The organism is Nocardioides candidus, assembly GCF_041321175.1.
In the GTDB taxonomy this organism is placed as follows: Bacteria; Actinomycetota; Actinomycetes; order Propionibacteriales; family Nocardioidaceae; genus Nocardioides.
On the sequence record NZ_JBGGWC010000005.1, the window covers coordinates 288,424 to 311,810 of the forward strand.

Genomic DNA, 23,387 nt, shown 5'->3' on the forward strand with positions numbered 1-23,387 from the left:
CCCTCAGCCCTCGGTGATCTGGACCTGGATCTCCTGGATCCTGATGCGGACCCGCTCGCGGAGCTCGGTGGGCGCGGTCTCGCTGCAGGAGCGGGCGACGATCGCCTTCACCGTGCGCTGGAGGTCGTACCTCTCCAGGCACGGGCTGCAGGTGTCGATGTGCGCGCGTACGACGGCGCAGTCGCCGGCCTCGAGCTCGTTGTCGATCAGGCGCATGATCCGCTCGAGGAAGTCGGCACACTCCTCGTTGCTCGGGTCGTGCCCGTGGGTGTCATCGTGCTGGTGCGTCATCAGCGGCCTCCCTGGACCGGTGCGTCGCCACCCGAGCGGACGTAGTCGGAGAGCATGTCCCGCAGCTGTCGGCGGCCGCGGTGGAGGCGGGACATCACGGTCCCGATGGGGGTGTCCATGATCTCGGCGATCTCCTTGTAGGCGAAGCCCTCCACGTCGGCGAGGTAGACGGCCAGCCGGAACTCCTCGGGGAGCTTCTGCAGCGCGTCCTTGACCTGGCTGTCGGGCAGGTGCTCCAACGCCTCCATCTCGGCGGACTTCAGGCCGCTCGACGTGTGGGACTCCGCCCGCGCGAGCTGCCAGTCCTCCACGTCCTCCGACATGGACTGCTGCGGCTGGCGCTGCTTCTTCCGGTAGGAGTTGATGAAGGTGTTGGTCAGGATCCGGTAGAGCCAGGCCTTCAGGTTGGTGCCGGGCTTGAACTGGTGGAACGCGGAGTAGGCCTTGGCGAAGGTCTCCTGGACGAGGTCCTCGGCGTCCGCGGGGTTGCGCGTCATCCGCATCGCAGCGGAATAGAGCTGGTCGAGGAAGGGCAGCGCGTCGCGCTCGAAGCGCGCGGCCCGCTCCTCCTGGGTCTCGGTCGCGACGTCGATCTCGACGTCAGAGGTCTCGGTCATCAGTCCCCAGCCTACGGGGCTGGGGGCCGTGGGGCGCTCGAGGACCGCGATCATGCTGGGTGCAACGGGTCAGCGGGTCGCTCCATTCCCGACGATCTCCCGGACGATCCACTCGAGGGTCGCCTCGACCACGATGCCCATGGCGTCGTCGTGGGTGATCGCGGACCGCTTCGGCACCTTGAGGCTGTGGTCGGCGTCGGGGACCACGGCGAGGTCGGTGCGGCCGGGCAGCGGGTCGGGGAACTCCGCCGGCCCGCCGAACGGGTCACGCTCCCCCTGGATCACCAGGGTCGGTACGCCGGCGGCGGCCAGCTCGTCGAGCCGGGACCGCTCGGGCCGGCCCGGCGGGTGCAGCGGGAACGACAGCGCGAGGCAGCCGGCGGCGCTCAGGCCGCGCGCCGAGCGGCACGCCGAGCGTGCGCCCGCCGACCGGCCGCCCAGGATGATCGGGGTGCGGACCCGCACGGCGTCGACCGCGGCGCGCAGCCCGACGTCGAGCGTCGCGGGCGCCGTGGCGACCTTGCGCCCGGCCCGCCGCCACGGTTGCTCGAAGAGCATCACCGAGACGCCCTGGCGGGGCAGGAAGGTCGCGAGCGCCTCCAGGTCCGGCGCCTCGATGCCGCCGCCGGCGCCGTGGCTGAGCAGGACGGTCGCGATCGGTCGCTGCGCACGCCGGGTCACGAGCCGCCCCTCGCCCACCGGTGTCGGGATGATGCGCTCCTGGGTGCGGCTCACAGCAGGCTCTCCTCGAAGGGGATCGGCTCCACGAGCTCGGGACCGTTGTTGCGGACGTTGCCGACCGCCGTGGAGACCGGGTAGGCCTGGAGACCGCTCTGCTGTGCCGGGACGAGGAGGTCGAGCAGGCTGTCCTTCGGCGTGCGGGGGTCGAGCCAGGCGTCACGGCGGTCGCGGGTGAGCATCAGCGGCATCCGGTCGTGGATCCGCCCGGCCTCGTCGGTCGCCTCCGTCGTGAGCACCGTGCAGGTCCACCGGAACCTCTCGGGATCATCGTCGGCGCGCGTCGGGTCCTTCCAGATCTCGTAGAGGCCGGCCATCGCGAGCACCGACCCGTCCTTGGGCGTGAGGAAGAAGGGCTGTTTGAGCGGCTTGCCGCTCTTGCCCTTCTGCTGGGTCTCGTACCACTCGAAGTAGCCGTCGGCCGGCAGCAGGCAGCGCCGTCCGGCGAAGGCCCGGCGGAAGGCCGGCTTCTCCGCGACCGTCTCCATCCGCGCGTTGATCATCCGGCTGCCGATCGAGGGGTCCTTGGCCCAGAAGGGCACCAGGCCCCAGCGGAGCGCACGCAGCTGGCGCACCGGCTCCGGGTCGTCCGGCGTGGCGCCCGTCTCTTCGTCGTCGGGTCGCGGGGCGCGCTCGACCACCGCGTAGACCTCCTTGGTCGGAGCGACGTTGTAGTCGGGAGGAAGGACCTTGTCGAGCCTGGTGTCGACGACCTCGAACTCCTCCGCGAGGTCCTCCGGACTCCGGCTCGATGCGTAGCGCCCGCACATGGCAGGAAACCTATCGTCCGCGACCGACCCTGGTTGAGGACCGATCGATCGGGGTATCGGTCGGGCATGGCCCTGAGCAGACTTCTCGCACGCCCCTTGCTGGGAGCGTTCTTCGTGACCAGCGGCATCGACTCGCTCCGCAACGCCAACGACATCGCCCAGGACGCGAAGCCGGTCACCGACCGGTTCGTGCCCATGGTCGAACGTGCGGCGCCCGACGGGACGCCGGTGCCGACCAACCCGGCCACCTGGGTGCGCATCAACGGCGGCCTCCAGGTGGCCGCGGCCGCGGCGCTGATCACCGGACACTTCCCGCGGGTCGCCTCCGGCGTCCTGGCGGCGACGCTGGTGCCGTCGACGGCGACGCGCTACCGCTTCTGGGAGGCCTCGGACTCCGACGAACGCCGCCAGCAGCTGACCCACTTCGTGAAGAACGTCTCCCTCACCGGTGGCCTGCTGATCGCCGCCGGCGACACCGAGGGCCGGCCGGGCCTGGCCTGGCGTGCCCGGCGTGCCGCCAAGGACGCCCGCCGCGAGGCGCGTCACCTGGCACACGAGGCGAGGCGCGAGGCCAAGCTGGTCAAGGCTCAGCTCACCTGACCCCCGACCTCTAGACTGCGGCGGGTCATGACCACACCCGCCGTCGGGCACCCCGACCTCTGGCCTGCGCCGGTGGCGACGGCGCCCGTGGACCGCACGGTCTCCCTGCCCGGCAGCAAGTCGCTGACCAACCGCGCGCTGGTGCTCGCCGCCCTGGCGGACGGCCCGTCCGTCGTACGACGGGCGCTGCGGTCGCGGGACACGACGCTGATGGCGCGCGCCCTGACCGCCCTGGGCGCGGTGGTCGACACGTCGGGCGACGACTGGGCGGTCACGCCGCTCGCGGCCGGCTCCCCCGTGTCGACGACCATCGACTGCGGGCTGGCCGGCACCGTGATGCGGTTCGTGCCGCCGGTCGCCGGCCTGGTCGCCGGGACCGTCGCCTTCGACGGCGACTCGCACATGCGCAACCGGCCGGTCGGCGAGGTGCTGGCGGCGCTGACCGCGCTGGGCGTGCGGATCGACGACGGCGGCCGCGGGTCGCTGCCGTTCACCGTCGCCGGCGAGGGGCGGGTGCCGGGCGGCACGGTGGTGATCGACGCGTCGGCGTCGTCGCAGTTCGTCTCCGCCCTGCTGCTCGCCGGGGCTCGCTACGACCACGGCGTCGACGTGCGTCACGACGGCAAGCCGATCCCGTCGCTGCCCCACATCGAGATGACGATCGCGATGCTGCGCGACCGGGGGGTGTCCGTCGACGATGCGGACGCCAACCGCTGGGCGGTGGCACCGGGGCCGATCGCCGCCCACGACGAGGCGATCGAGCCCGACCTGTCCAACGCCGCGCCCTTCCTCGCGCTGGCGGCCGTGTCCGGCGGCGCGGTGACGGTCCGCGACTGGCCGGACGCGACCACCCAGGCCGGCGACGCGCTCCGCGACCTGCTGGCGCAGATGGGCTGCGCGGTCGAGCGCGTGCCCGAGGGGCTCCGCGTGACCGGCCCGGCCGGCGGCGTCCGCGACCTGCGCGGCATCGACGCCGACCTCCACGACGTCGGCGAGCTCGCTCCGGCGGTCGCCGCGCTCTGCGCGCTCGCCTCCACGCCCTCGCACCTGCGCGGCATCGCCCACATCCGCGGCCACGAGACCGACCGGCTCGCCGCGCTCGCCACCGAGCTGAGCGCCCTCGGCGCCGACGTGGACGAGCACCCCGACGGGCTGACCCTGCGGCCGGCACCGCTGCACGGCGGGGTCTTCCACACCTACGCCGACCACCGGATGGCCCACGCGGGCGTCATCGTCGGCGCGGCCGTCCCGGGCGTCCTCGTCGAGGACGTGGCGACGACCAGCAAGACCTTCCCCGACTTCCCCGGCGTCTGGGCCGCGCTGCTGTGAAGGCGGCGGGCCGATGAGCCGGCGGTACGGCGAGCACGACGTCGAGCACTACGAGCGGCCCCGCCGCCGTACCCGCCCCCGCACGAAGGAGCGTCCGAGCTACGACGACGCGGTCGACGGATCGGTCGTGACCGTCGACCGCGGCCGGTTCACGCTCCTGGTCGAGGGGCGCACGGTCCTGGCGATGAAGGCGCGCCCGCTCGGCCGCAAGGGCGTGGTCGTCGGCGACCGGGTGCGCGTCGTGGGCGACGTCTCGGGGGCCGACGGCAGCCTCGCGCGCATCGTCGAGGTCGCGGACCGGTCGACCGTGCTGCGACGTACCGCCGACGACGACGACCCCGTCGAGCGCGTCATCGTCGCCAACGCCGAGCAGCTCGTGGTCGTCACCGCGCTCGCCGACCCCGCGCCCCGCACGCGCTGGATCGACCGGGCACTCGTCGCGGCGTACGACGCCGGGATGACCCCGTTGCTGTGCCTCACCAAGGCCGACCTCGAGGACCCGGAGACCCTGCTCTCGACCTACCGCTCGCTCGGGGTGCCGTGGGTCGTCACCCAGCGCGACAGCGAGCGGCGCATCATCGGGCTGGACGACCTCGCCGGCCGCCTCTCGGACCGCACCAGCGTGATGATCGGCACCAGCGGCGTCGGGAAGTCGACCCTCGTCAACGCCCTCGTCCCGGACGCGCGCCGCGAGACCGGCCACGTCAACGCCGTCACCGGCCAGGGTCGGCACACGTCGACCTCCGCGGTCATGCTCGGCCTCCCCGGCGACCGCGGTTGGATCGTCGACACCCCGGGCATCCGGTCCTTCGGCCTGGCCCACGTGCAGCCCGAGCACCTCATCGGCGCCTTCCCCGACCTCGACGAGATGACCGAGGAGTGCCCCCGCGGCTGCACCCACGGCGACGACGAGCCCGAGTGCGGCCTCGACGAGGCCGTCGAGCGCGGCGAGGCCGAGCCCGAGCGGGTCGCCAGCTTCCGCCGCCTGCTCGCCGCGCGGTCGGTCACCGACTACTGACCGGGGAGCCCTGCGTGAACCAGGTTCACGCCCCGCTCCCCGATCAGCCCTTGACGCCGTACCAGGCGATCTGGGCGCCGGCGTCGCCGGTGAGGACCACCCACACCAGCGTCAGCGCGGCCATGATCCCGAGGAGGGCCGTGAGGACGATGCCGACGACGCCCTTGCGGGTGTGCCACCACGCGGTGACCCAGGTGACGACGGCGAAGCCGGTCGCGAGGAGACGGAGCATGCTGGCGCGGTCCTCGTGCTTCTGCACGAGCGCCTCGAGCGGGCCGCCGTAGGTGTTGGCCTCGGTCAGGTCCTCACCGCTCAGGTAGGCGACCCACACGGCGCCGACGACCAGGGTCGTGACTACGACGAGCGGCCAGCGCAGCCAGTCGCGCCACCTGGGTACGACGGCGTAGGCGATGCCCGCGAGGGCGGCGATGGGTCCCAGGACCACCACGGCGTGGACCACGAGCGCGTGGACCGGCAGCCCGTTGACCTCCATGAGTAAGGGATGCGTCACACCCCTGTCCACGGAGCCGGAGCCGGTTCGGTTCAGTCCTCGGGCGATCGGCGGGGCGCCGCGCTGGCTAGGGTGACCCCGTGAGCACCGACTACACCGACGACCTCCGCCTGGCGCACCTGCTGGCGGACGACGCGGACTCGCTCACGCAGGCACGGTTCAAGGCGATCGACCTGCACGTGATGAGCAAGCCGGACCTGACCCCCGTGACCGATGCCGACCAGGCGGTCGAGGAGTCGATCCGCCGTACGCTCAAGCGCGCACGCAGCCGCGACGCCGTCACCGGCGAGGAGCAGGGCACCTCCGGCCATTCCCAGCGTCGCTGGATCATCGACCCGATCGACGGCACCAAGAACTTCGTGCGGGGCGTGCCGGTGTGGGCGACCCTCATCGCGCTCGCGGTCGACGACGAGGTCGTGCTCGGCGTGGTGTCCGCACCGCTGCTGCAGCGCCGGTGGTGGGCGTCGGCCGGCCAGGGCGCGTGGACCGGCAAGTCGCTGATGAAGGCGACGCGCTGCCAGGTCTCGGACGTACGACGGCTGGAGGACGCGTCGTTCAGCTACTCCTCGATCTCCGGCTGGGAGGACCGCGGCCTGGGCGAGGACGTCCTGGCGCTGATGCGGCGGGTCTGGCGCACGCGCGCCTACGGCGACTTCTGGTCCTACATGCTGCTCGCCGAGGGCGCCGTCGACGTCGCCGCCGAGCCCGACCTCGAGGTCTACGACATGGCCGCGCTCGACATCATCGTCCGCGAGGCCGGTGGCCGGTTCACCTCGCTGGACGGCAACGACGGTCCGTGGGGCGGCAACGCGCTGGCCAGCAACGGTCACCTGCACGACGCGGCGCTGTCGTTCCTGGGCTCGGTGCCGGGCGGGGACGACGACCCCGACTGGCAGGCCAACGGCCCCGGAACTGTCTCGGACATCTGGTCCCGCAGCCCTCGCCGCGAGTAACGTGCATCACATGCGTATCACCGAGGTGCTCCAGGCCAAGGCCCTGCCGGACATTGTCACGATCGCCCCCGATGCCGGCGTCCGCGAGCTCATCGCGACCCTCGCCGAGCACAACATCGGGGCCCTGATCGTGAGCGGCGACGGGTCCTCGCTCGACGGCATCGTCAGCGAGCGCGACGTGGTCCGGCGCCTGCACAGCGACGGCACGGTGATCGACAACACCGTCGGCGCGATCATGACCCAGGTCGTGAAGACCTGCTCCCCCGACGACAACCTCGACGAGGTGCTCGGCTGGATGACCGAGGGCCGCTTCCGTCACATCCCGGTCTGCGACGGCGACGACCTGGTCGGCATCGTCAGCATCGGCGACCTGGTGAAGCACAAGATCAACCTGCTGGAGTTCGAGCGCGACCAGCTCGACTCCTACGTCCACCAGACCTGACCGGTCGGGCCGTGGGCGTGGGGCTGGCCGCGTCGGGCCTCGCCGTCGTCGTGGTCCTGAGCCTCAACGGGTGCGACGCGGGGAGCGACCCGGACGGCCCGGGCACGGCCGACACCCAGTCGTCCGCGGCACCCGCGGCCGCCACCGCCGCCGTCGAACCGGCCCGGACCTCCTCCTACCGCGCCCGAGAGCGGTCGAGGTTCGACTCGGCCGGCGCGGACGGCATGGTGGCCGCGGGCGGCGCCCTCTGGGTCAAGACCGACGTGGGGCACGTGCTGCGCATCGATCCCGGCACCGACCGGATCACGGCCGACCTGACCGTCGATCCCCGCACCGGCCAGTCGTTCTACTGCCAGGGCATCGGCGCGCTCGACGGCGCGATCTGGGCGTGCGCGACCCGGAAGGACGGCACGGGAGTGGCGCGGATCGACCCCTCCACCGGCCGCATCACCCGGCTCGTGCACGTCGGCAAGGTCTTCGACCAGCTCGCCCTGCCGTCCGCCGGCGACGCGATCGGGGTGCTCGTCGACGACGGCGAGGCGCTCAGCCTGGTCCCTCCTTCGGGCGCGGTCCGCACCTTCCCCCTGGGCGGTCGTTTCCAGCAGCTCGCCGGGTCGGGTGACACCTTCGTCGCGACATCGGTGGTCGAGGACAGCGCGACCGTCGTCGACGCGGCGTCCGGATCGGTGCGTGCCCGGTTGGACGTCACGGACGCACGCATGGCCGCGGTCGTCGGCGAGGACGTGTGGGTCGACTCGTTCGACGGCCTGACCCACTTCAGCGACGCCCTCTCCCGGCGGACCGTCTATCCCGGACTGATCGCCGGCCCCGACGGCGACGTGTCCACCGACGGGACGTCGGTGTGGCTGCGTGCGTCCGACGGCACCATCACGCAGATCGACGCCGCGAGCGGCGCGGTGCTGCAGCAGGTCAGGCCCGGGTCGCCTCGCAGCGGCGGCAGCGTGGTGGCTGCCTACGGCAGCATCTGGACGACCGACAGCGAGGCGGGGCTGATCACCCGTCTGCGGGCGGGATGATCCGGGCGCACGCCCCCGACTAGGGTGGTCGGCATGGACAAGCCTGAGATCGAGTTCTTCGACCCCGAGCCGCCCGCCGACCTGGTGGTCACCGACGTGACCGTCGGCGACGGCGACGAGGCGACCGCCGGCAGCACCGTGTCGGTGCACTACGTCGGCGTGGCCCACTCGACCGGCGAGGAGTTCGACGCGTCGTACAACCGCGGCGCGCCGCTGCAGTTCCGGCTCGGCGTCGGCCAGGTCATCCAGGGCTGGGACGACGGCGTGCAGGGCATGAAGGTCGGCGGCCGCCGCCAGCTGGTCATCCCCCCGCACCTGGGCTACGGCGACCGCGGTGCCGGCGGCGCCATCAAGCCGGGCGAGACCCTGATCTTCGTGGTCGACCTGCTCGGCGTGAGCTGACCTACCAGGGCAGGTTGTCCGGGACGTCGCCGACGACGACCCGGGCGGACTGGGCGGCGAGGGCGACCACGTCGCCCTCCGCCAGCTGCCGCCCGCGACGGGTCTCGACCTCGCCGTTCACGCGCACCATGCCCGCGGCGAGGAGGGGCTTGGCCTCCGAGCCGGAGTCGATCAGGTTCGCCAGCTTCAGGAACTGGCCGAGCTTGATGCCACCGTCGGAGATGGGCACGTCGAGCGGTTCGGGCACGGCCTCAGCCTAGTGCGACCGACGCGGTGTGGATGAGGACGCCCACCAACCCACCGACGATCGTGCCGTTGATCCGGATGAACTGCAGGTCGCGGCCGACGTGCAGCTCGATCCGCTGCGCCGCCTCCTTGCCGTCCCACCGCTCGATGGTGTGGGTGATCACGGCGGTCACCTCGTCGCCGTACCTGTCGACGGCGAAGACCGCGAGGTCGGCCGCCGCCTGGTCGAGGCGGTCGCGCAGCGCGCCGTCGCCGGCCAGCCGGGTGGCGAAGAGGTCGACCTCGAGCAGCAGCCGTTGGTGCACCGCGCCCGTCGGGTCGTCGAGCGACTTCACGAGGGCGTCGCGCAACGCCGCCCACATCGTGATCGCCGTGCGGTTGACGGCGGGATGGTCGAGGATGCGGTTCTTGAGACGCTCGGCCCGCTCCTGGGTCTCGCTGTTGTCCTGCAGGTCGGTGGCGAGCTGCTGCAGCATCGAGTCGAGGGCACGGCGCGCACGGTGCTCTGGCTGGCTGCGGATCTCCGAGAGCCACCGCACCATCTCCTGGTGCAGGCGGTTGATCACGTAGGTGTTGACGCTGTCCGGTGCCCACCAGGGGGCCCGCTCCCCGATGACCTCGTGCACCGTCTCGGGATTGGCGATCAGCCAGTCGTGCAGCTCCTCCAGGGCCAGGTCGACGAGCCCGTGGTGCAGGTCGTCCGCGAGCGCCTCGTCGAGCAGCCCGCCGAGCAGCGGCGCGACGCGCTCCTCGCGGAAGCGCGGCACGAGCGCGTCGTTGACGAGCGACTCGATGTGGTCGGGCCGCACCTTCGACAGGCCGATCGCCGCCAGGTCGGCGGCCTCGTCGACGACCCGCTGCGCGTTGGCGGGTACGGCGAGCCAGGCGGCCACCCGCTTCGCGATCCCCACGGAGAGGATCCGCTCGCGGATGATGTCCTCCTGGAGGAAGTTCTCCCCCACGAAGTCCTCGAGGCCCTTGCCGAGGTCGTCCTTGCGCTTGGGGATCAGCGCCGTGTGCGGGATCGGCAGGCCGAGCGGGTGCTTGAAGAGCGCGGTGACGGCGAACCAGTCCGCCATCGCACCGACCATCGACGCCTCGGCACCCGCGTTGACGAACCCCCAGAAGCCGTCGCGGCTCAGCGTCGCGACGTAGACGACGGCGGCGAAGACCAGCAGCGAGACCGCCAGGGTGCGCATCCTCCGCAGCGCGCTGCGCCGGGTCGCGTCGGTGGCCCCGGGATGGGCGGGATCGAGGGGGATGCTGGGGCCGCTCACCCCGTCATCCTGCCCCACGCGGCGCGTCGTCCTGCGTTCCGGTGCTGCGGTCGGCGACCCTGGACGACGTGTCCTTCCCCGCACGCCTCGTCCTTGCCTGCCTTCTGGCAGGCGGGCTCCTGCCTCTCGGCGCCGTCTCGACCGCGAGCGCCGACCCGGCGGGGCCGCACGGACGGCGGGCGGTCGCGACGCCGTACTCCACGCTTGCGATGCGGGACCTCTTCGTCGCCCGGCCGCGACTCGACCCGCTGGAGAAGATCGTGGCGCGGGTGCTCCTGGCCCGTCCGACCGACGGCGCCAACGACCCCGGCGGCGACGGCTACCGCGGCGCCTCGGAGAAGGTGTGCGGCCGGCGCATCTGCGTGCACTACGCCGTGCGCGGTGCCGACGCCCCGCCGTCGCGCCGCTGGGCGCTGCGCACCCTCCGGGTGCTCGGGAGCGTGTGGGACCACGAGGTGGACGGCCTGCGCTTCCGCCCACCCCCCGCCGACGGGAAGCGCGGCGGTGACAGCCGCTTCGACGTCTACCTGGCCGAGCTGGGGAGCCGCGGCCTCTTCGGCTACTGCACCCCGGAGCGCCGGGTGCGCGGCGAACGGCTGGCCGCCTCCAGCTACTGCGTGCTCGACGACGACTTCGCGAAGCGCCAGTTCGGCGAGCCGGCGATCAACAGCCTGCGCGTGACGGCGGCCCACGAGTTCTTCCACGCCGTCCAGTTCGGCTACGACTTCCGCGAGGACCCCTGGCTGCTGGAGTCGACCGCCACCTGGATGGAGGAGACCTTCGCCGACCGGGTCGACGACAACCGGCGCTACCTGCCCTACGGCACCGTGCACCACCCCGGGGTGCCGCTCGACGACTTCTCCAACGACCGCTACGCCCAGTACGGCACCTGGGCGTGGTGGCAGTACCTCACCGACCGCTACGGCCAGGGCCTGGTCCGCGCGGTCTGGCGCGCGGCCGACTCGGTCGGGAGGGGCACGAACCTCTACTCCGTCGAGGCGCTGGCGGCCGTGCTGAGCCGCCACGGAGGGCTGGGCCGGGCGCTGACGTCGTACGCCGTCGCGAACCTCTCCCCCGCGGACAGCTATGCCGAGGGGCGCTCGTGGCCGTCGGCCGAGGTGGGGCACCCCTCTCCGATCGGCCCGGACCAGCCGAAGGCGACCCGACGGGTGCGCATCGACCACCTCGCCGCGCGCCACGTCGCGTTCCGGCCGGGCTCGCACCTGAGCGGGCGCTGGTGGCGGCTGCGCGTCCACGTCGAGGCCCCGCGCCGCCGGTCGGCCGCCCGCGTGGTCGTGCGTCGCGCAGACGGCAGCGCGGTGGCGCACGTCCTGCGGCTCGACAGGGCGGGCGACGGCGACCTGGCGGTGCGGTTCGACCCGGCCCGCGTGCACCGGGTGGTCGTCACCCTCGTGAACACCTCGACCCGCTACGACTGCCACGAGGACTCGCTCTTCGCGTGCGGCGGGAAGCCGCTCGACGACGGAGCACGCTACGCCGTGCGTGCCGAGCTGTTCCGCCGCTGACCACGCCCGGCCCACTTGGAGAGAAGTGCGGTGCACCGGCGCTCGGGATGCGATGCTGCCGCCGTGCAGATGAAGTGGGCCCTCTCCCTGGCCGTCTCCTTGACCGTCGTGCTCGTCCCGGTCGCTCAGGGCCAGACCGCCGCTGCCGGTGCCGGCTCCGGCGACGGCCACCGCGTCGCAGCCGGCCGCGCCGGGACGACCCCGGCGGGCGCGACCGCGATCTACCGGGCGAACCGGCCGGAAGGCCCCCGGGACAGCTGCACCCGGCAGCTCTGCGTCCACTGGGTGACCGGCGGCAAGAACGCGCCCGACCGGCACGACGGCAACCACAACAAGGTGCCGGACTTCGTCGACAAGGTCCGCACCACCGCGCAGTCGATCCTCACCAGGTACAGGAAGGCGGGCTACCTCTCACCGCAGAAGGACCCCGGGGTCGACGATGGCAAGAGGCTGGACATCTACCTGCGCAACGTGGGCGCTCGCGGGAGCCGGTGCCTGACCGACAACCCTGCCCTCGAGCACCCGCAGCTCGGCGCGCGGCTCCACACCTGGGCCTACTGCGTGCTCGACAACAACTTCTCCCACCGGGAGTTCCCGATCGGCAAGCCGGTCGCGAACCTCCAGCTGACCGCGGCGCACGAGCTGTTCCACGCCGTCGAGATGGCCTACGACGCCGTCGCGGACGGCTGGCTCTGGGAGTCGTCCGCGACCTGGGCGGCCGACCAGCTCTATCCGAGCGCGGCCCAGCGCCGGCAGTACCTCAAGGCCAGCCCGATGACGTCGCCGACGACGTCGCTGGACCAGTACGACGACGAGCTGCACGGCTACCCGGCCGGTGTCGCCGTGTTCTGGCGCTTCCTCTCCGAGCGCTATCCCGCGGCCCAGGGCCGGATGCCGACCCTGGTGCGCGACGTGTGGCGTCGGACCAACGTCCGCTCCAGCACTCCCGACACGTCGCTCGAGGCGCTGGTCGACGTGATCGAGGAGCGCGGCGGCACGGGGGCGCTGACGTCGGCGTTCGCCGACTTCGCCGACGCGAACCGGCACCCCAGGGACAGCTACGTGCGCGGCGCCTCCTACCCGGTCCCCGCCGCCCCGACGTTCGACCGCACGCTCTCGGCGGCCGCCCCCGGCCCGATCGGCGGGTCGCGGACGCTGGACCACCTCAGCTCCTTCACGGTGCGGTTCACGCCGGGCGCGGTGCCGGCGGGGACGACCTGGCGCCTGAACCTCACGGTCAGCCTGCCGAGCCCGGTGACCAAGCCGCGCGCGGTCATCACCCAGTACCTCCAGGACGGCACCACGAAGGTCGTCCGCACGGTCGCGACGAGCGGCGCGGTGCCCTCGCTCGCGTTCGACACGGCCACCTACAAGTACGTCGAGGTCACCCTCGTCGACGCCGGCGACCGCACCGAGCGGTGCGACACCGACGACACGTCGCCGTACTTCTCCTGCCACGGGCACCCGCTCGACGACAACGTCACGGCCGGAGTCACCGGGACGCTCACCCAGGTGGTGGCGCCGCCGCGGCACTGAGCCGACCGCGAGTTCGGCAGCAAGGGGAGATTTGCTGTGTAGAAGGCTCACACCGAACCGTCCGCTACTGTCGAGTAGAGGTCGTCTGGCTCGACCGGGCCTACCCTTGACTGGTGGTTCTCCAGTGTCCGGGCTGTAGCCGATCTGACCTTGAGTCGGAGTGGGCACTAGGCCGGTGGCGACTCCTAGCCCCTCTCCTTGATCTCGTCGCCCCTCGTTTTCAGTGCCTCAACGATGGATGGAGTCGGATGAAGAGGCGTGACCTCGTTGAAAGCGTGCCCGGCTTCGATGGTCCGTGGTGCGTTGGTTGTTGCCTGGAACGAGACGATCTAGAGGGAAAGGTCGATCGGCTGAGCCCGCTCGACGGTTACCCGGCGCACTGGTGCGGAAGTACCGAGATCGAGTGGAGTGACTGACGAATTGGCTGGGTCGCGCCCATCCGCTACTGCCGCTCGGCGTGCGCGGTGTCGCACGCTACTGCCGCTCGGCGTGCGCAGTCATGCCAAGTTGCGCGCGCTAGCCGAGGGCCGCTTGCGTCAGGGCCCCGGGGTATTTGTACCCATCGAAACCCAGGCGTCCAGGCCGAGGGCAACGAACCATAACGCGACGGTGATCGGGGCGGCGAGTATCAGCCCGACTCCACATCTTCGGCTGTTTGGGGAGAACATTTTCACCAATCCGAAGAGTGCGACAACCACTGGACCTGCGTACAGAACATCCACCGCCAGCTGATCGGACACTTCGACCCACGGCGCGAGGTAGAGGATGAAGATGACTGCGTTTGGGATCAATCCAGCACTTAGGCCCCACCAGAAGCCGTGACGCCCTTCAACGCGAGGTGCAACATCGACTACGTCAGCTTGCGCCTCCATGCCTGGCTCCCGTCCTCGTGTGTCGGAACATGGTAAATGTCCGCGACGGACTGCGCACGCTACTGCGGCTCGGCGTGCGCGGTGTCGGAGTGCGCGGTCGTGCTGTCGACATATGTGCTTGGGCAGTGGCGCGAGGGCGTCGGCTGAGAGCATTCCGAGGTGACGTCTTATCTGACCGAGGTAGTGCTGATTGCGCTTGACCTCGAGCCCACCCGCGAGCAGATGCGGTTGTTCTGGAACGTCAAGGAGGAGGACGATCTTCTCGCCGACCCCGCTGTGGGCGAACGGTGCTGGCTGGGGACAACCGACGCTGGCGAGGACGTTCAGCCAGGGCCCGCTGGCGCTGTCGGATCGCTTCTCTTTCTGTTAGGGACACTCCCGGATTACAGAGCCCCGCTTCTCACGTCCGAACTTCTGAGTCTGATCCTGTGGGTGTACGACCGATCAGTGGGCGATGGCTGGCCTTGCGTTGAGAAGGGGAAGCTCGACGCCTTTTTGGAGGGTCACCTCGGTTGCTACCTCGTGACCACCGGTTGAGCCCGCGAGGTGCCGCACGCTACTGCCGCTCGGCGTGCGCGGCCGCGCCGAAATGCGGTCGCCGTGGCTAGGCGCGGCTGGGACGATCACTGAGTGCAGATCTGCGAGACGTGTGGCACGAGCGAACGCGTCTTTTGCGACTTCCACGACTCTTACTTCTGCCAGGCGTGTAATCGCTGGACCGAGGCCGCCTGTGCAGACCCCGAGTGCGAGTTCTGTTCGACTCGCCCGGAGCGACCGAGCCACTGCAGTCATGCCTCGGGCCGCCACTACTAGCCGGACCATTTCGGCCATGCCGCACGCTGCTGCCGCTCGGCGTGCGCGCGATTTGCCACTGCTAGCACCCTCAACGGCAACTCGGCTGCGTTTCAACGCTTCGCCGTGGAGGATGGGGTCCGTGGCCGTACCGACCTCCGCCAAAGCGCGATCATTGCTTGCGGATGCGGTGAGCGTGTGGAGGATCAGTCCCGCGACCGTGGGCGACGTCATCGACGCAGCCGTCGAGTGTCTAGTTGCTGGCATCGATTCTCCAAGCCTTCGTGAACTGGCAGGAGCGTCGCCGAAGGAGTCGCAGTTTGCCTTGGAACCCCTCATTTCAGACGCTCTTGTCGAGTTGAACATGCAGGAGGTGCTGACCGCGGATGTTCAGCGTGCGGCCTTAGGGGCGATGCTGAGGAAGGTCCATGCAGGCCAGCTTGAAATGCGTGAACTTGCTGGATGGGCACACCGCTTTGTGGGTCACGATGGCGATACTGCTTGCCAGGCGTTCGTGGATCTCGACGACATGTACGACGACGCCGAGTACTCGGGTCGAGATCTCGTTGTGCTGGAACAGTGGGCAGCAGACGCGGCACGGGCATTCCTCGCTGGTGAGCCTCTCCCGCCTTACTCGTGGTCCTGAGGGCGAGGGCTAGACAGTCCGTCCGCTACTGCCGCTCGGCGTGCGCGCGGAGCAGTACGCGCCTACATTGCAAGACCCGGGCACCGGTCGCCCGCCGGGACAGCGACGAGTGGTTTTCACTTGAGGAAGTTCGACTGCGCCTCACGGTGGAGGTGGTAGACCAGGCACTTCAAGAACCTGGACTCACCCACCGCAATCAACCGCCAACCCTCCCGTTCGTAGTGGTCGAGCATGAACTCGACTGATTCGTGTGTCCCTCGTGGCCCCCCGAGACTGAGAGAGGACCGTTGCAAGGTGGGCTGATCGACAACTTTGTAAGGCACGTTGTTCTCCTATCACGGTGGCCGCCCGCTCGGGTTCCGTGCATGATCGATTCGCCCGCTACTGCCGCTCGGCGTGCGCGGAGCTCGCACGCTACTGCCGCTTGGCTGACTGCCGGAGTACGGCGTATGGCGACGACCGGCTGCTGACAGCGAGGAAACGGCCGCAGCCCTGCGACGCCCGTGGAAGAGTAGCGCTGCCCGCTCCCGGCCGATGCTCAGAGGAGACCCCGTGCATCCCTCGCGTAAGACCGTCCTGCGCTCCAGTGTCGTCGCGCTCGCCCTCGCACTCGCGTCTACCTTCCTGAGCGGCGTCATGTTCATGGCGAAGCCTGCGGCAGCAGCGTCGACCCTGAGCAACCCCACCCCGATCTCCCTCGGCCCCGCTCCCGGCGCTAGCCCGGTGTCGTCGATCAACGTGGCTGGCGAGTCGAGAGTGACGCTCGACGTCAACGTGCACATCAACGCCTTCTCGCACCAATCCACCTACGACGTTGACCTGCTCCTGGAGGGTCCCACCGGCGTGAGGGTGATGCTGATGTCGGACGCGATCAGCGACACCCGACTCGGCTGTCGCACAGACCCCGGACCTTTCGATCTGACCTTCGACGGCGCGGGCTCGCCACTTCAGTATCCCTGGGCCAGCGGGACGTTCAGTCCGCGCGACTTCGACTCTGCGTGCGACGGCAATGACACTCTGGTGCCGACTCCGACGGCCAGCAGCATGTCGGCGTTTAAGTACACCGATCCCAACGGCACATGGAAGCTGTACGCGGCTGATGATAGCCAGGGAGGCGGCGGCTCGATCGCAGGTGGATGGAGCCTCGACATCACCTCGAGCCCCGTCCTGGCGTCCGGTGACTTACAGGTTCAAGGGCCTAACGGGAGCCCGTATCACGACTTCCGCACATGTCTGGCCGCCGGCGACGGCGGAGCCGTCAAGTATCCGGTCAAAGTGATTAACACTGGCGACGAGGCCGCCGATTTCCATGTTGCGGTCAACGCCACGCCGTACAGCAACGTGTCCTTCCAGGTGTACAAGAGTGCGACCGCCAGCCAGCCCCTTGCCCGTGACGACGTCGGATACGTCGCTGGGACCATTGCTGCCAGAAGCCAGAAGATCCTCGTCGTTAAAGCCAAGTTGCCCTTCTCGCCCACACGTTCCGGCGGGTTGGCGAATGTCTCAGTGACGGATGCGAACGGGTTCCCCCTGGACGGGGGCGAAGTTTGCGTGGAGGAGGCTGCAGGCAAGGCGGCGACGTCGTCAGAACTGCTCTTCAAGGCAGGGACTCAGAAACAGGTGTCAGGGAACTTCTCGCCGTTGGTGACCGGACGGACCCTGGTCCCCGGAGGCACCGGAGCGACGTTCACGGCGACGATCAAGAACCGCCACACTGCCGCGCAGGCGATGCAGATTACGATCGACGGGTCGACCTTCGAGTCTCCCGATTGCACCAACATCTCGATCTCCGTGAAGGACGGTCGCACCGACATCACTGACCAGGTCGTCGAAGCCGACTACCTCACTGCGCCGGTCCCGCGCGGGGGGTCCAAGACCCTCAAGATCACCGTCGCTGCCGAGGCGACCCCGGTTCCCGACGAGCGCGACTGTTACTGGGACTACTGGGAGGTCATCTCGTACGGCACGGTCGCCGGCGAGGGCTGGGTCACGATGGAAGTGAATGTCGCTGCCAAGTAGGACCCTCAACCCGGCCCGGAATTACTGGACCCGCGCGGCCCGGTGCGGCGATCCGAGTTCAGCCCGATGGCCGCGACTTTCCGGGGACCTCTATTGACTTTCCGGGGACCTCTATTGGGGGCCTTCCGACGGTTTCGGATCCCAGTTCGACCGGTCAAACGCAAACGCCCTCTACTGCCGCCCTGAGTGCGCTCGGCTCTATGGCGGGGGTCGACCACTACACATCTGTCTCCTCTTGCTGCCGAACTCCGCCGACCGTGAGACCAGGCTGAGACGGATTCCGCAGGTTTCAGCCGGGCGCCCGGTGGCATGTTGCGCTGGTGAAGATGAAGAGAGCGCTCGTCGCCGTGCCCCTCAGCCTGGTGTTCGGGCTGACCCTGACCAGTCCGTCGGCCCTCGCCGATCCACCCACCGATCCCGGCAGCAAGGCCTCGCTGACCGGCAAGGCGCACCGCGCCGAACGGGCGCAGGACGCCCTCGCCGCCGTCCGGTCGATCCTCGGCGGCGCAGACCAGCGCCGTGCCGGCGCCGCGGACCCGCGGTCCCTCACGATCGCCCTGCGCGACCTCGCGCTCTACAAGGACGCGCTCTCGCCGGCCGACCAGCGTGCCGCCTCGCGCGCGCTCAAGCGCCCGGGTGCCACCAAGGAGTCCTGCACGAAGCGGATCTGCGTGCACTGGGTGACCAGCGGGGCCAGCAAGCCGAGCCTCAGGGACAAGAACGGCAACCACGTTCCGGACTACGTCGACCAGGTCCGCAAGACCGTCGACGCCATTCACCTGAAGTACAAGAAGGCCGGCTACCGCTCCCCGCTGCCGGACCAGGGCCGCGGCGGTGACAACCGCACCGACGTCTACATCCGCGACGTGGGCTCGCAGGGCATCTACGGCTACTGCACGACCGACGACAACCGCCAGCGCTACGACCGGTGGGCCTACTGCGTCCTCGACAACAACTTCTCCCACGCCGAGTTCCCGACGAACACTCCGCTGGAGAACATGCAGGTGACCGCGGCGCACGAGTACTTCCACGCGGTGCAGTACTCCTACGACTTCGCGGAGGACCCGTGGATCCTGGAGTCCACGGCCACCTGGGCGGAGGACGAGTTCTTCGACAAGGTCGATGACAACCGGCAGTACCTCAGCCGGAGCCCCATGAGCGACCCCGAGGGCCCGCTCGACATGTTCGCGCCGGTGGACGGCGACGACTACTCCTACCCGGCCCTGTTCCAGTACGGCACGTGGATCTTCTGGCGCTACCTGACCGAGCACTACCCGGCCTCCTCGGCCGGCCTGCCCACGCTCGTGCGCGACGTGTGGCGCCTGCTCGACGCCAAGAAGGGCGCACCGGACAAGTATTCGCTGCAGGGGCTGGAGAAGGTGCTGCAGGCCCGGGGCACGAACCTGCCGAAGGAGCTCTCGCTCTTCGCGGACGCCAACCGGCACCCGGCCGACGTCTACGAGGAGGGCGCCACCTACACGCACGAGGTCCCCTTGCCGGCCGCCACCCGCACCCTCAACGCGAGCGGCGCGTCGGCGACCGGCCCCGTCACGCTGGACCACCTCGCCTCGGCGACCGTGCGGTTCGTCCCCGGCGGTTCGCTCGACCCGAGCGCCGAGCTGAACCTGTCGATCAACCTGCCCGGCGGCACGATCCGCTCCCAGGCGGTGGTCACCCGCTTCCTGGAGGACGGAACGACCCAGACCCAGCGGGTCGTGCTCGACGCCAACGGTGACGGCGTCGCCACCTCGTTGCAGTTCAGCCCCCTCGCCACGCAGTACGTCGAGGTGACCCTGGTCAACGCCAGCAACGAGACGACCTGCTGGACCGCTGACTCCTACCCGATCTTCTCCTGCCAGGGGACCGGTCAGGAGGACGGCCAGGCGGGGTCCGTCACCGGGACGGCGCTGGTCTCCTAGGAGTCAGCGCGTCGGTGTGACCGAGGCGAACGCGTCGACCGACGCCAGGTCGTAGGACCCGGCGTCGGTCGACATGCCTCCGGCCACCTGAGCGGCGGTCGCGTTGCCCAGCGACGCGGCCGCCACCAGGTCTCGCCCCTGGGCGCGACCGAGCAGGAAGCCGGCGGAGAAGGAGTCTCCGCAGCCGGTGGTGTCGACCACCTCGACGGCGTACGCCGGCACCCAGGCCGATTCCTCCGGCGTCGCGACGTAGGCACCGCGGGCGCCGGCGGTCACCGCCACGCACCCGACGCCGCGGTCGAGCAGCACCTGGGCGGCGTCCTCGAGCGTGGTGGCGCCGGTCAGCCCGAGCAGCTGCTCGTCGTTGGGCAGGAACTGGTCGACCAGCGGCAGGCACGCCGCGATCGCGTCGAGCCACATCGGCTCCCCGGGCGCGAGCATGTCGACCGATGTCGTGACGCCGGCGCTCCGCGCCGCTTCGAGTACGGCGACAGCAGCATCGCCCAGGAACTCCGGCCCTCCGACGTGGACGTGCGCGGCCGAGCGCACCAGGTCGAGGTCGATGTCGTCGAGGGTGAGCGACCCGTTGGCGCCGATGCAGTGCCACGCGGGCCGGTCGCCGTCGCCGTTGATCGGCAGCACGCTGGCCGAGGTCTGCACGCCCTGCTTCGTGGTGACGCGTGACGTGTCGACGCCGTTGTCCCGCAGCAGGCCCACCAGCGCCGCGCCCATCGGGTCGTCGCCGACCGCGGCCACGCTGGCCACCTCGGCGCCGAGCTTGCTGAGCACGACAGCGGTGCCGCCCGCCGTACCGGCCGGAGACATGCGGATCGTGTCCACGAGTGCGCCACTGGAGCCCTCGGGGATCGTGTCGACGGTCGCGACGTGGATGTCGAGCACGTGGACGCCGACGCAGACCACCGTGATGTCCGGCTCGGTCACTGGTTCTCCCCTGCTTCCTGGACGGTGCCGTAGTTGCGCGTGATCGCGGCCGTGATCACGTCCTCCTGCTGCTGCGCCGAGAGCACCACCGGCCGGCCCATCGCCAGCGCGTCGCGGTAGACCGTGCAGAGCCACTCGAGCAGCAGAGCGTGCTCGACCGCCTTGGCGAGCGTGGCGCCGACCGCGACCGAGCCGTGGTTGGCCATCAGCGCTGCCGTGCGGCCCTCGAGCGCGGCGACGACGTGGTGCGCCAGCTCGGGCGTGCCGAAGGTCGCGTAGGGAGCGACGCGGACGGCGCCGCCGAGCAGGAGCTGCTGGTAGTGCACCACCGGGATCTCGTCGAGGGAGATCGAGGCCGCGGTGCTCACGGGTGCGTGGGCGTGCACGATCGCGCCGACGTCGTGCTTCTCGTACACGGCGACGTGCAGCGCGACCTCGCTGGTGGGGAGCAGGTCGCCCGCGACCAGACGGCCGTCGAGGCCCACCTCCACCACCTGGTCGGCGGTGAGCTCTCCGAGCACGGCACCGGTCGCCGTCACGGCCACCCGGTCGCCCACCCGGACGCTGACGTTGCCGGCCGTGCCGATGAGCAGGCCCTCGGCGGCGAGCCGGTGGCAGGCGTCGACCACCTGCGTCCTCACGTCGTCGGTCACGAGCAGGACAGTAGACCCACTCGCTACCGTGGGGACGATGACCACTCCGACGCACGAGCTCAACGACGGCCGCAGCATCCCCGCGATCGGCTTCGGCACCTACCCGCTCCAGGGCTCGGAGGCGGTCGAGGCGGTCGTCTCGGCCGTCCGGCTCGGCTACCGGCTCGTCGACACCGCGGTGAACTACGACAACGAGGCGTCGGTCGGTGACGCGATCGCGCGTAGCGGGGTCGCCCGCGAGGAGCTCTTCGTCACCAGCAAGCTCCCCGGTCGCCACCACGCCTACGACGAGGCGATCGCGTCGACCGAGGCCTCGCTCGAGCGCCTCGGCCTCGACTACCTCGACCTGCACCTCATCCACTGGCCCAACCCGTCGGTCGACCTCTACGTCGAGGCGTGGCGCGCGCTCGTCACGCTCCGCGAGCGGGGCCTGGTGCGCTCGATCGGCGTCTCGAACTTCACCCGTGCGCACCTCGAGCGGATCATCGACGACAGCGGCGTGGTGCCCGCGGTCAACCAGCTCGAGCTGCACCCGCGCTTCCCCCAGGAAGAGATGCGCGCGACGCACGCTGAGCTCGGCATCCGCACCGAGGCGTGGAGCCCGCTGGGCAAGCGCGATGCGCCGTACGACGAGCCGGTGGTCGCCGCCGCCGCCGAGCGGCTCGGCGTGACGCCCGCACAGGTCGTGCTCCGGTGGCACGTGGAGCTCGGGTCGTTGCCGATCCCCAAGTCGGCGACTCCGTCGCGGCAGGCGGAGAACCTCGACGTCTTCGGCTTCTCCCTCACCCCTGAGGAGGTCGCCGGCATCACCGGGCTCGGCCGCCCCGATGGCCGGCTGTTCGGTGGCGACCCGGACGTGCACGAGGAGATGTAGCTAGGGCCGCCGGTGCTCCTCGGCCAGCGCCGCCGGCGCCTGCGACAGCCACGCGTCGAGGAGCATCGCCTCGAGGTCGCCGCGCGAGATCGCGCTGAGCTCGATGAGCACGCCCGGGTAGCGGTCGAAGTGCGGGATGTGGAAGACCCCCGGTGGCGGGTCGGCCAGGATCGCCTCCTTCTCGACCATGCCGTCGGTGCGCACCGCGATCACCGGCAGGCTGGGCGGCTCCTCGTCGCCGAACCGCTTGAGGTCGGCCTTGCTGAACGGCCGCTCCCACGCGAACTTCTTCTCGCGCACCGCCCATGCCCGCCAGCTGTTGTGCCCGGTCTCGGTCTCCGCCACCTCGGGCAGCGCGAGCGCGATCGCTGCCGCGTCCTCCAGGGTTGCCATGCTCGCAACGTACGCCGCTGCACGGACAGCTGTCCGTGGCTGCGCCTAGCGTCTGCGGCATGACCGACGCCGACGCCGTACGACGGGTCGCGCTCGCGCTCCCCCGGGCCTACGAGCGTGAGATCGGCGGCCGGTGGAAGCTGAAGGTGAAGCAGCTGGTCTTCGCGGCCTTCTCGGAGGACGAGTCGAAGATGGGCTTCGCCTTCCCGCGCGAGGAGCGCGACGCGCTGATCGCCTCCGCGCCCGACGTCTTCTTCCTCCCGCGCACCAGCGACCTGCGCTACCAGTGGGTCTGCGCCCACCTCGACCCCCTGGACGACGGCGAGATGTCCGAGCTCGTCGTCGACGCCTGGCGGATGTGCGTGCCGAAGATGCTGCACGACCTCCCGGACCTGCCCGCGCCCGCCGCGGAGGTGTGGTCACTGCTCGACGGCGGATCCGTGGGCGACGCCCGGCTGCTGCTCCACCCCCACCTGCACTGGCACGACAAGGACGTCGTGGTCCGCGGCCGGGAGAAGGTCCTCGCCCACCTGCTCGAGCAGCCCGCCCCCCGGCCGCCGCGGGAGGTGGAGGTGCGGGACGGGCAGGTGTACCGCTGGGTGCGCTAGCGATGACCGGCCGGGACCACCGCGGGATCCGGTACCTGGCCAGGCCCCCCGTGGAGCGCAGCGTGGTGCGCGGCAACTGTTGACGCCGCCTTCGCGCCAGAGCCACGCCAGCCGCCAAGTTGTCGGTTCGGCCTATCTCTTGCGGTGGAAGCGGATGGTGCCGTTGGGCAGGGTGTGGTGGGTGTAGGTGGGGTCGTGGATGAGGTGGTGGTGGTAGTTGCAGGCTGGTCGGGCGTCTTTGAGGTCGGTTCTTCCGCCTTGTGACCAGGGTTTGAGGTGGTGGGCTTCGCACTCTCGTGCTGGCACGGCGCAGCGTTCTTCGATGCAGGTGGGGTGGATGAGTGCCATGGCTCGGCGTTGGGCGGTGGTGAAGAGT

Annotated in this window: 27 protein-coding genes; 15 read left to right on the plus strand and 12 right to left on the minus strand. The window is 70.5% G+C overall.

Annotated features, from left to right (window positions below; translation table 11 throughout):
• Positions 1-3: 3 nt before the first annotated feature.
• The 4 genes from rsrA to ACAX67_RS20820 all read right to left on the minus strand — a co-directional run bounded on the left by rsrA (position 4) and on the right by ACAX67_RS20820 (position 2,416).
• The gene (gene rsrA, locus ACAX67_RS20805) at positions 4-291 is read right to left on the minus strand and encodes a mycothiol system anti-sigma-R factor (RefSeq protein ID WP_370705811.1); all 288 of its coding nucleotides are present in this window, start codon (positions 289-291) and stop codon (positions 4-6) included.
• Complete coding sequence (locus ACAX67_RS20810) at positions 291-908, minus strand: sigma-70 family RNA polymerase sigma factor (protein WP_370705812.1); 618 nt, start codon at positions 906-908, stop codon at positions 291-293. The genes rsrA and ACAX67_RS20810 overlap by 1 nt, the downstream gene beginning before the upstream one ends.
• 69 nt (positions 909-977) lie before the next feature.
• On the minus strand, positions 978-1,643 hold the full coding sequence (locus ACAX67_RS20815; protein WP_370705813.1) for an alpha/beta hydrolase family protein: 666 nt from the start codon (positions 1,641-1,643) through the stop codon (positions 978-980).
• Positions 1,640-2,416, minus strand: a complete 777-nt coding sequence (locus ACAX67_RS20820) for an SOS response-associated peptidase (RefSeq protein ID WP_370705814.1) — start codon at positions 2,414-2,416, stop codon at positions 1,640-1,642. Before ACAX67_RS20820 ends, ACAX67_RS20815 begins: the two co-directional genes overlap by 4 nt.
• A gap of 66 nt (positions 2,417-2,482) precedes the next feature.
• On the opposite strand from ACAX67_RS20820, the gene ACAX67_RS20825 reads away from it, so the two are divergent.
• The 3 genes from ACAX67_RS20825 to rsgA are packed head-to-tail and all read left to right on the plus strand — an operon-like array spanning position 2,483 to position 5,363.
• Complete coding sequence (locus tag ACAX67_RS20825; RefSeq protein WP_370705815.1) at positions 2,483-3,016, plus strand: DoxX family protein; 534 nt, start codon at positions 2,483-2,485, stop codon at positions 3,014-3,016.
• A gap of 27 nt (positions 3,017-3,043) precedes the next feature.
• Positions 3,044-4,345: a 3-phosphoshikimate 1-carboxyvinyltransferase gene (gene aroA / locus ACAX67_RS20830; RefSeq protein WP_370705816.1), complete on the plus strand. Its 1,302-nt coding sequence runs from the start codon at positions 3,044-3,046 to the stop codon at positions 4,343-4,345.
• Between the two features lie 13 nt (positions 4,346-4,358).
• On the plus strand, positions 4,359-5,363 hold the full coding sequence (rsgA, locus tag ACAX67_RS20835; protein WP_370705817.1) for a ribosome small subunit-dependent GTPase A: 1,005 nt from the start codon (positions 4,359-4,361) through the stop codon (positions 5,361-5,363).
• A 43-nt stretch (positions 5,364-5,406) separates the two neighbouring features.
• Here rsgA and ACAX67_RS20840 read toward each other — a convergent pair whose 3' ends face one another.
• Entirely contained in the window at positions 5,407-5,874 is a 468-nt protein-coding gene (locus tag ACAX67_RS20840) for a DUF2231 domain-containing protein (protein ID WP_370705818.1), read from the minus strand.
• Between the two features lie 80 nt (positions 5,875-5,954).
• Here ACAX67_RS20840 and ACAX67_RS20845 point away from each other — a divergent pair, with 80 nt between their 5' ends.
• The 4 genes from ACAX67_RS20845 to ACAX67_RS20860 are packed head-to-tail and all read left to right on the plus strand — an operon-like array spanning position 5,955 to position 8,708.
• A complete protein-coding gene (locus ACAX67_RS20845) occupies positions 5,955-6,827 on the plus strand; it encodes an inositol monophosphatase family protein (RefSeq protein WP_370705819.1) in 873 nt (290 codons plus the stop codon).
• A 10-nt stretch (positions 6,828-6,837) separates the two neighbouring features.
• On the plus strand, positions 6,838-7,269 hold the full coding sequence (locus ACAX67_RS20850; protein ID WP_370705820.1) for a CBS domain-containing protein: 432 nt from the start codon (positions 6,838-6,840) through the stop codon (positions 7,267-7,269).
• Positions 7,270-7,280: 11 nt separating this feature from the next.
• Complete coding sequence (locus ACAX67_RS20855; protein ID WP_370705821.1) at positions 7,281-8,306, plus strand: NHL repeat-containing protein; 1,026 nt, start codon at positions 7,281-7,283, stop codon at positions 8,304-8,306.
• A 33-nt stretch (positions 8,307-8,339) separates the two neighbouring features.
• Positions 8,340-8,708, plus strand: a complete 369-nt coding sequence (locus tag ACAX67_RS20860) for an FKBP-type peptidyl-prolyl cis-trans isomerase (protein WP_370705822.1) — start codon at positions 8,340-8,342, stop codon at positions 8,706-8,708.
• Between the two features lies 1 nt (position 8,709).
• Here the strand turns inward: ACAX67_RS20860 and ACAX67_RS20865 are convergent, their stop codons facing one another.
• Positions 8,710-8,955: an RNA-binding S4 domain-containing protein gene (locus tag ACAX67_RS20865; protein ID WP_370705823.1), complete on the minus strand. Its 246-nt coding sequence runs from the start codon at positions 8,953-8,955 to the stop codon at positions 8,710-8,712.
• Positions 8,956-8,959: 4 nt separating this feature from the next.
• A complete protein-coding gene (locus ACAX67_RS20870) occupies positions 8,960-10,231 on the minus strand; it encodes a DUF445 domain-containing protein (RefSeq protein ID WP_370705824.1) in 1,272 nt (423 codons plus the stop codon).
• Between the two features lie 68 nt (positions 10,232-10,299).
• On the opposite strand from ACAX67_RS20870, the gene ACAX67_RS20875 reads away from it, so the two are divergent.
• Positions 10,300-11,757, plus strand: a complete 1,458-nt coding sequence (locus ACAX67_RS20875; RefSeq protein ID WP_370705825.1) for an MXAN_6640 family putative metalloprotease — start codon at positions 10,300-10,302, stop codon at positions 11,755-11,757.
• Between the two features lie 69 nt (positions 11,758-11,826).
• Positions 11,827-13,293, plus strand: a complete 1,467-nt coding sequence (locus ACAX67_RS20880) for an MXAN_6640 family putative metalloprotease (protein WP_370705843.1) — start codon at positions 11,827-11,829, stop codon at positions 13,291-13,293.
• A gap of 536 nt (positions 13,294-13,829) precedes the next feature.
• On the opposite strand, the gene ACAX67_RS20885 is transcribed toward ACAX67_RS20880, so the two are convergent.
• Complete coding sequence (locus ACAX67_RS20885) at positions 13,830-14,165, minus strand: hypothetical protein (RefSeq protein WP_370705826.1); 336 nt, start codon at positions 14,163-14,165, stop codon at positions 13,830-13,832.
• Between the two features lie 159 nt (positions 14,166-14,324).
• Here ACAX67_RS20885 and ACAX67_RS20890 point away from each other — a divergent pair, with 159 nt between their 5' ends.
• The 4 genes from ACAX67_RS20890 (at position 14,325) to ACAX67_RS20905 (ending at position 19,541) form a co-directional block, all read left to right on the plus strand.
• Positions 14,325-14,702 (plus strand): hypothetical protein, encoded by a 378-nt coding sequence (locus tag ACAX67_RS20890; RefSeq protein WP_370705827.1) that lies wholly within the window; start codon positions 14,325-14,327, stop codon positions 14,700-14,702.
• Between the two features lie 397 nt (positions 14,703-15,099).
• Positions 15,100-15,603, plus strand: coding sequence for a hypothetical protein (locus tag ACAX67_RS20895; RefSeq protein WP_370705828.1), 504 nt, complete (start codon positions 15,100-15,102; stop codon positions 15,601-15,603).
• Positions 15,604-16,155: 552 nt separating this feature from the next.
• Positions 16,156-17,622, plus strand: a complete 1,467-nt coding sequence (locus ACAX67_RS20900) for a hypothetical protein (protein ID WP_370705829.1) — start codon at positions 16,156-16,158, stop codon at positions 17,620-17,622.
• Between the two features lie 326 nt (positions 17,623-17,948).
• Positions 17,949-19,541, plus strand: coding sequence for an MXAN_6640 family putative metalloprotease (locus ACAX67_RS20905; protein ID WP_370705844.1), 1,593 nt, complete (start codon positions 17,949-17,951; stop codon positions 19,539-19,541).
• A gap of 3 nt (positions 19,542-19,544) precedes the next feature.
• Here ACAX67_RS20905 and ACAX67_RS20910 read toward each other — a convergent pair whose 3' ends face one another.
• Positions 19,545-20,483 carry a carbohydrate kinase family protein gene (locus ACAX67_RS20910; protein ID WP_370705830.1) on the minus strand — a complete coding sequence of 313 codons (939 nt, stop codon included), beginning with the start codon at positions 20,481-20,483 and terminating at the stop codon, positions 19,545-19,547.
• Positions 20,480-21,136 (minus strand): class II aldolase/adducin family protein, encoded by a 657-nt coding sequence (locus tag ACAX67_RS20915; protein ID WP_370705831.1) that lies wholly within the window; start codon positions 21,134-21,136, stop codon positions 20,480-20,482. The genes ACAX67_RS20910 and ACAX67_RS20915 overlap by 4 nt, the downstream gene beginning before the upstream one ends.
• 37 nt (positions 21,137-21,173) lie before the next feature.
• Between ACAX67_RS20915 and ACAX67_RS20920 the strand changes: the two genes are divergently transcribed.
• On the plus strand, positions 21,174-22,010 hold the full coding sequence (locus tag ACAX67_RS20920; protein WP_370705832.1) for an aldo/keto reductase: 837 nt from the start codon (positions 21,174-21,176) through the stop codon (positions 22,008-22,010).
• On the opposite strand, the gene ACAX67_RS20925 is transcribed toward ACAX67_RS20920, so the two are convergent.
• Entirely contained in the window at positions 22,011-22,403 is a 393-nt protein-coding gene (locus ACAX67_RS20925; protein WP_370705833.1) for a hypothetical protein, read from the minus strand. It abuts the gene before it with no gap.
• 59 nt (positions 22,404-22,462) lie between these two features.
• Here ACAX67_RS20925 and ACAX67_RS20930 point away from each other — a divergent pair, with 59 nt between their 5' ends.
• Positions 22,463-23,011 carry an MmcQ/YjbR family DNA-binding protein gene (locus ACAX67_RS20930; RefSeq protein WP_370705834.1) on the plus strand — a complete coding sequence of 183 codons (549 nt, stop codon included), beginning with the start codon at positions 22,463-22,465 and terminating at the stop codon, positions 23,009-23,011.
• A 132-nt stretch (positions 23,012-23,143) separates the two neighbouring features.
• Here ACAX67_RS20930 and ACAX67_RS20935 read toward each other — a convergent pair.
• On the minus strand, positions 23,144-23,387 hold a 244-nt coding region (locus ACAX67_RS20935), incomplete at its 5' end, for an HNH endonuclease signature motif containing protein (RefSeq protein WP_370705835.1).

Bases quoted from the DNA above. Each gene is read 5' to 3' on its own strand.
- rsrA (WP_370705811.1), bottom strand. From the start codon at position 291: ATGACGCACCAGCACGATGACACCCACGGGCACGACCCGAGCAACGAG.
- ACAX67_RS20920 (WP_370705832.1), top strand. From the start codon at position 21,174: ATGACCACTCCGACGCACGAGCTCAACGACGGCCGCAGCATCCCCGCG.
- ACAX67_RS20930 (WP_370705834.1), top strand. From the start codon at position 22,463: ATGACCGACGCCGACGCCGTACGACGGGTCGCGCTCGCGCTCCCCCGG.
- ACAX67_RS20860 (WP_370705822.1), top strand. From the start codon at position 8,340: ATGGACAAGCCTGAGATCGAGTTCTTCGACCCCGAGCCGCCCGCCGAC.
- aroA (WP_370705816.1), top strand. From the start codon at position 3,044: ATGACCACACCCGCCGTCGGGCACCCCGACCTCTGGCCTGCGCCGGTG.
- rsgA (WP_370705817.1), top strand. From the start codon at position 4,359: ATGAGCCGGCGGTACGGCGAGCACGACGTCGAGCACTACGAGCGGCCC.
- ACAX67_RS20925 (WP_370705833.1), bottom strand. From the start codon at position 22,403: ATGGCAACCCTGGAGGACGCGGCAGCGATCGCGCTCGCGCTGCCCGAG.
- ACAX67_RS20850 (WP_370705820.1), top strand. From the start codon at position 6,838: ATGCGTATCACCGAGGTGCTCCAGGCCAAGGCCCTGCCGGACATTGTC.
- ACAX67_RS20825 (WP_370705815.1), top strand. From the start codon at position 2,483: ATGGCCCTGAGCAGACTTCTCGCACGCCCCTTGCTGGGAGCGTTCTTC.
- ACAX67_RS20880 (WP_370705843.1), top strand. From the start codon at position 11,827: ATGAAGTGGGCCCTCTCCCTGGCCGTCTCCTTGACCGTCGTGCTCGTC.
- ACAX67_RS20810 (WP_370705812.1), bottom strand. From the start codon at position 908: ATGACCGAGACCTCTGACGTCGAGATCGACGTCGCGACCGAGACCCAG.
- ACAX67_RS20905 (WP_370705844.1), top strand. From the start codon at position 17,949: ATGAAGAGAGCGCTCGTCGCCGTGCCCCTCAGCCTGGTGTTCGGGCTG.
- ACAX67_RS20820 (WP_370705814.1), bottom strand. From the start codon at position 2,416: ATGTGCGGGCGCTACGCATCGAGCCGGAGTCCGGAGGACCTCGCGGAG.
- ACAX67_RS20885 (WP_370705826.1), bottom strand. From the start codon at position 14,165: ATGGAGGCGCAAGCTGACGTAGTCGATGTTGCACCTCGCGTTGAAGGG.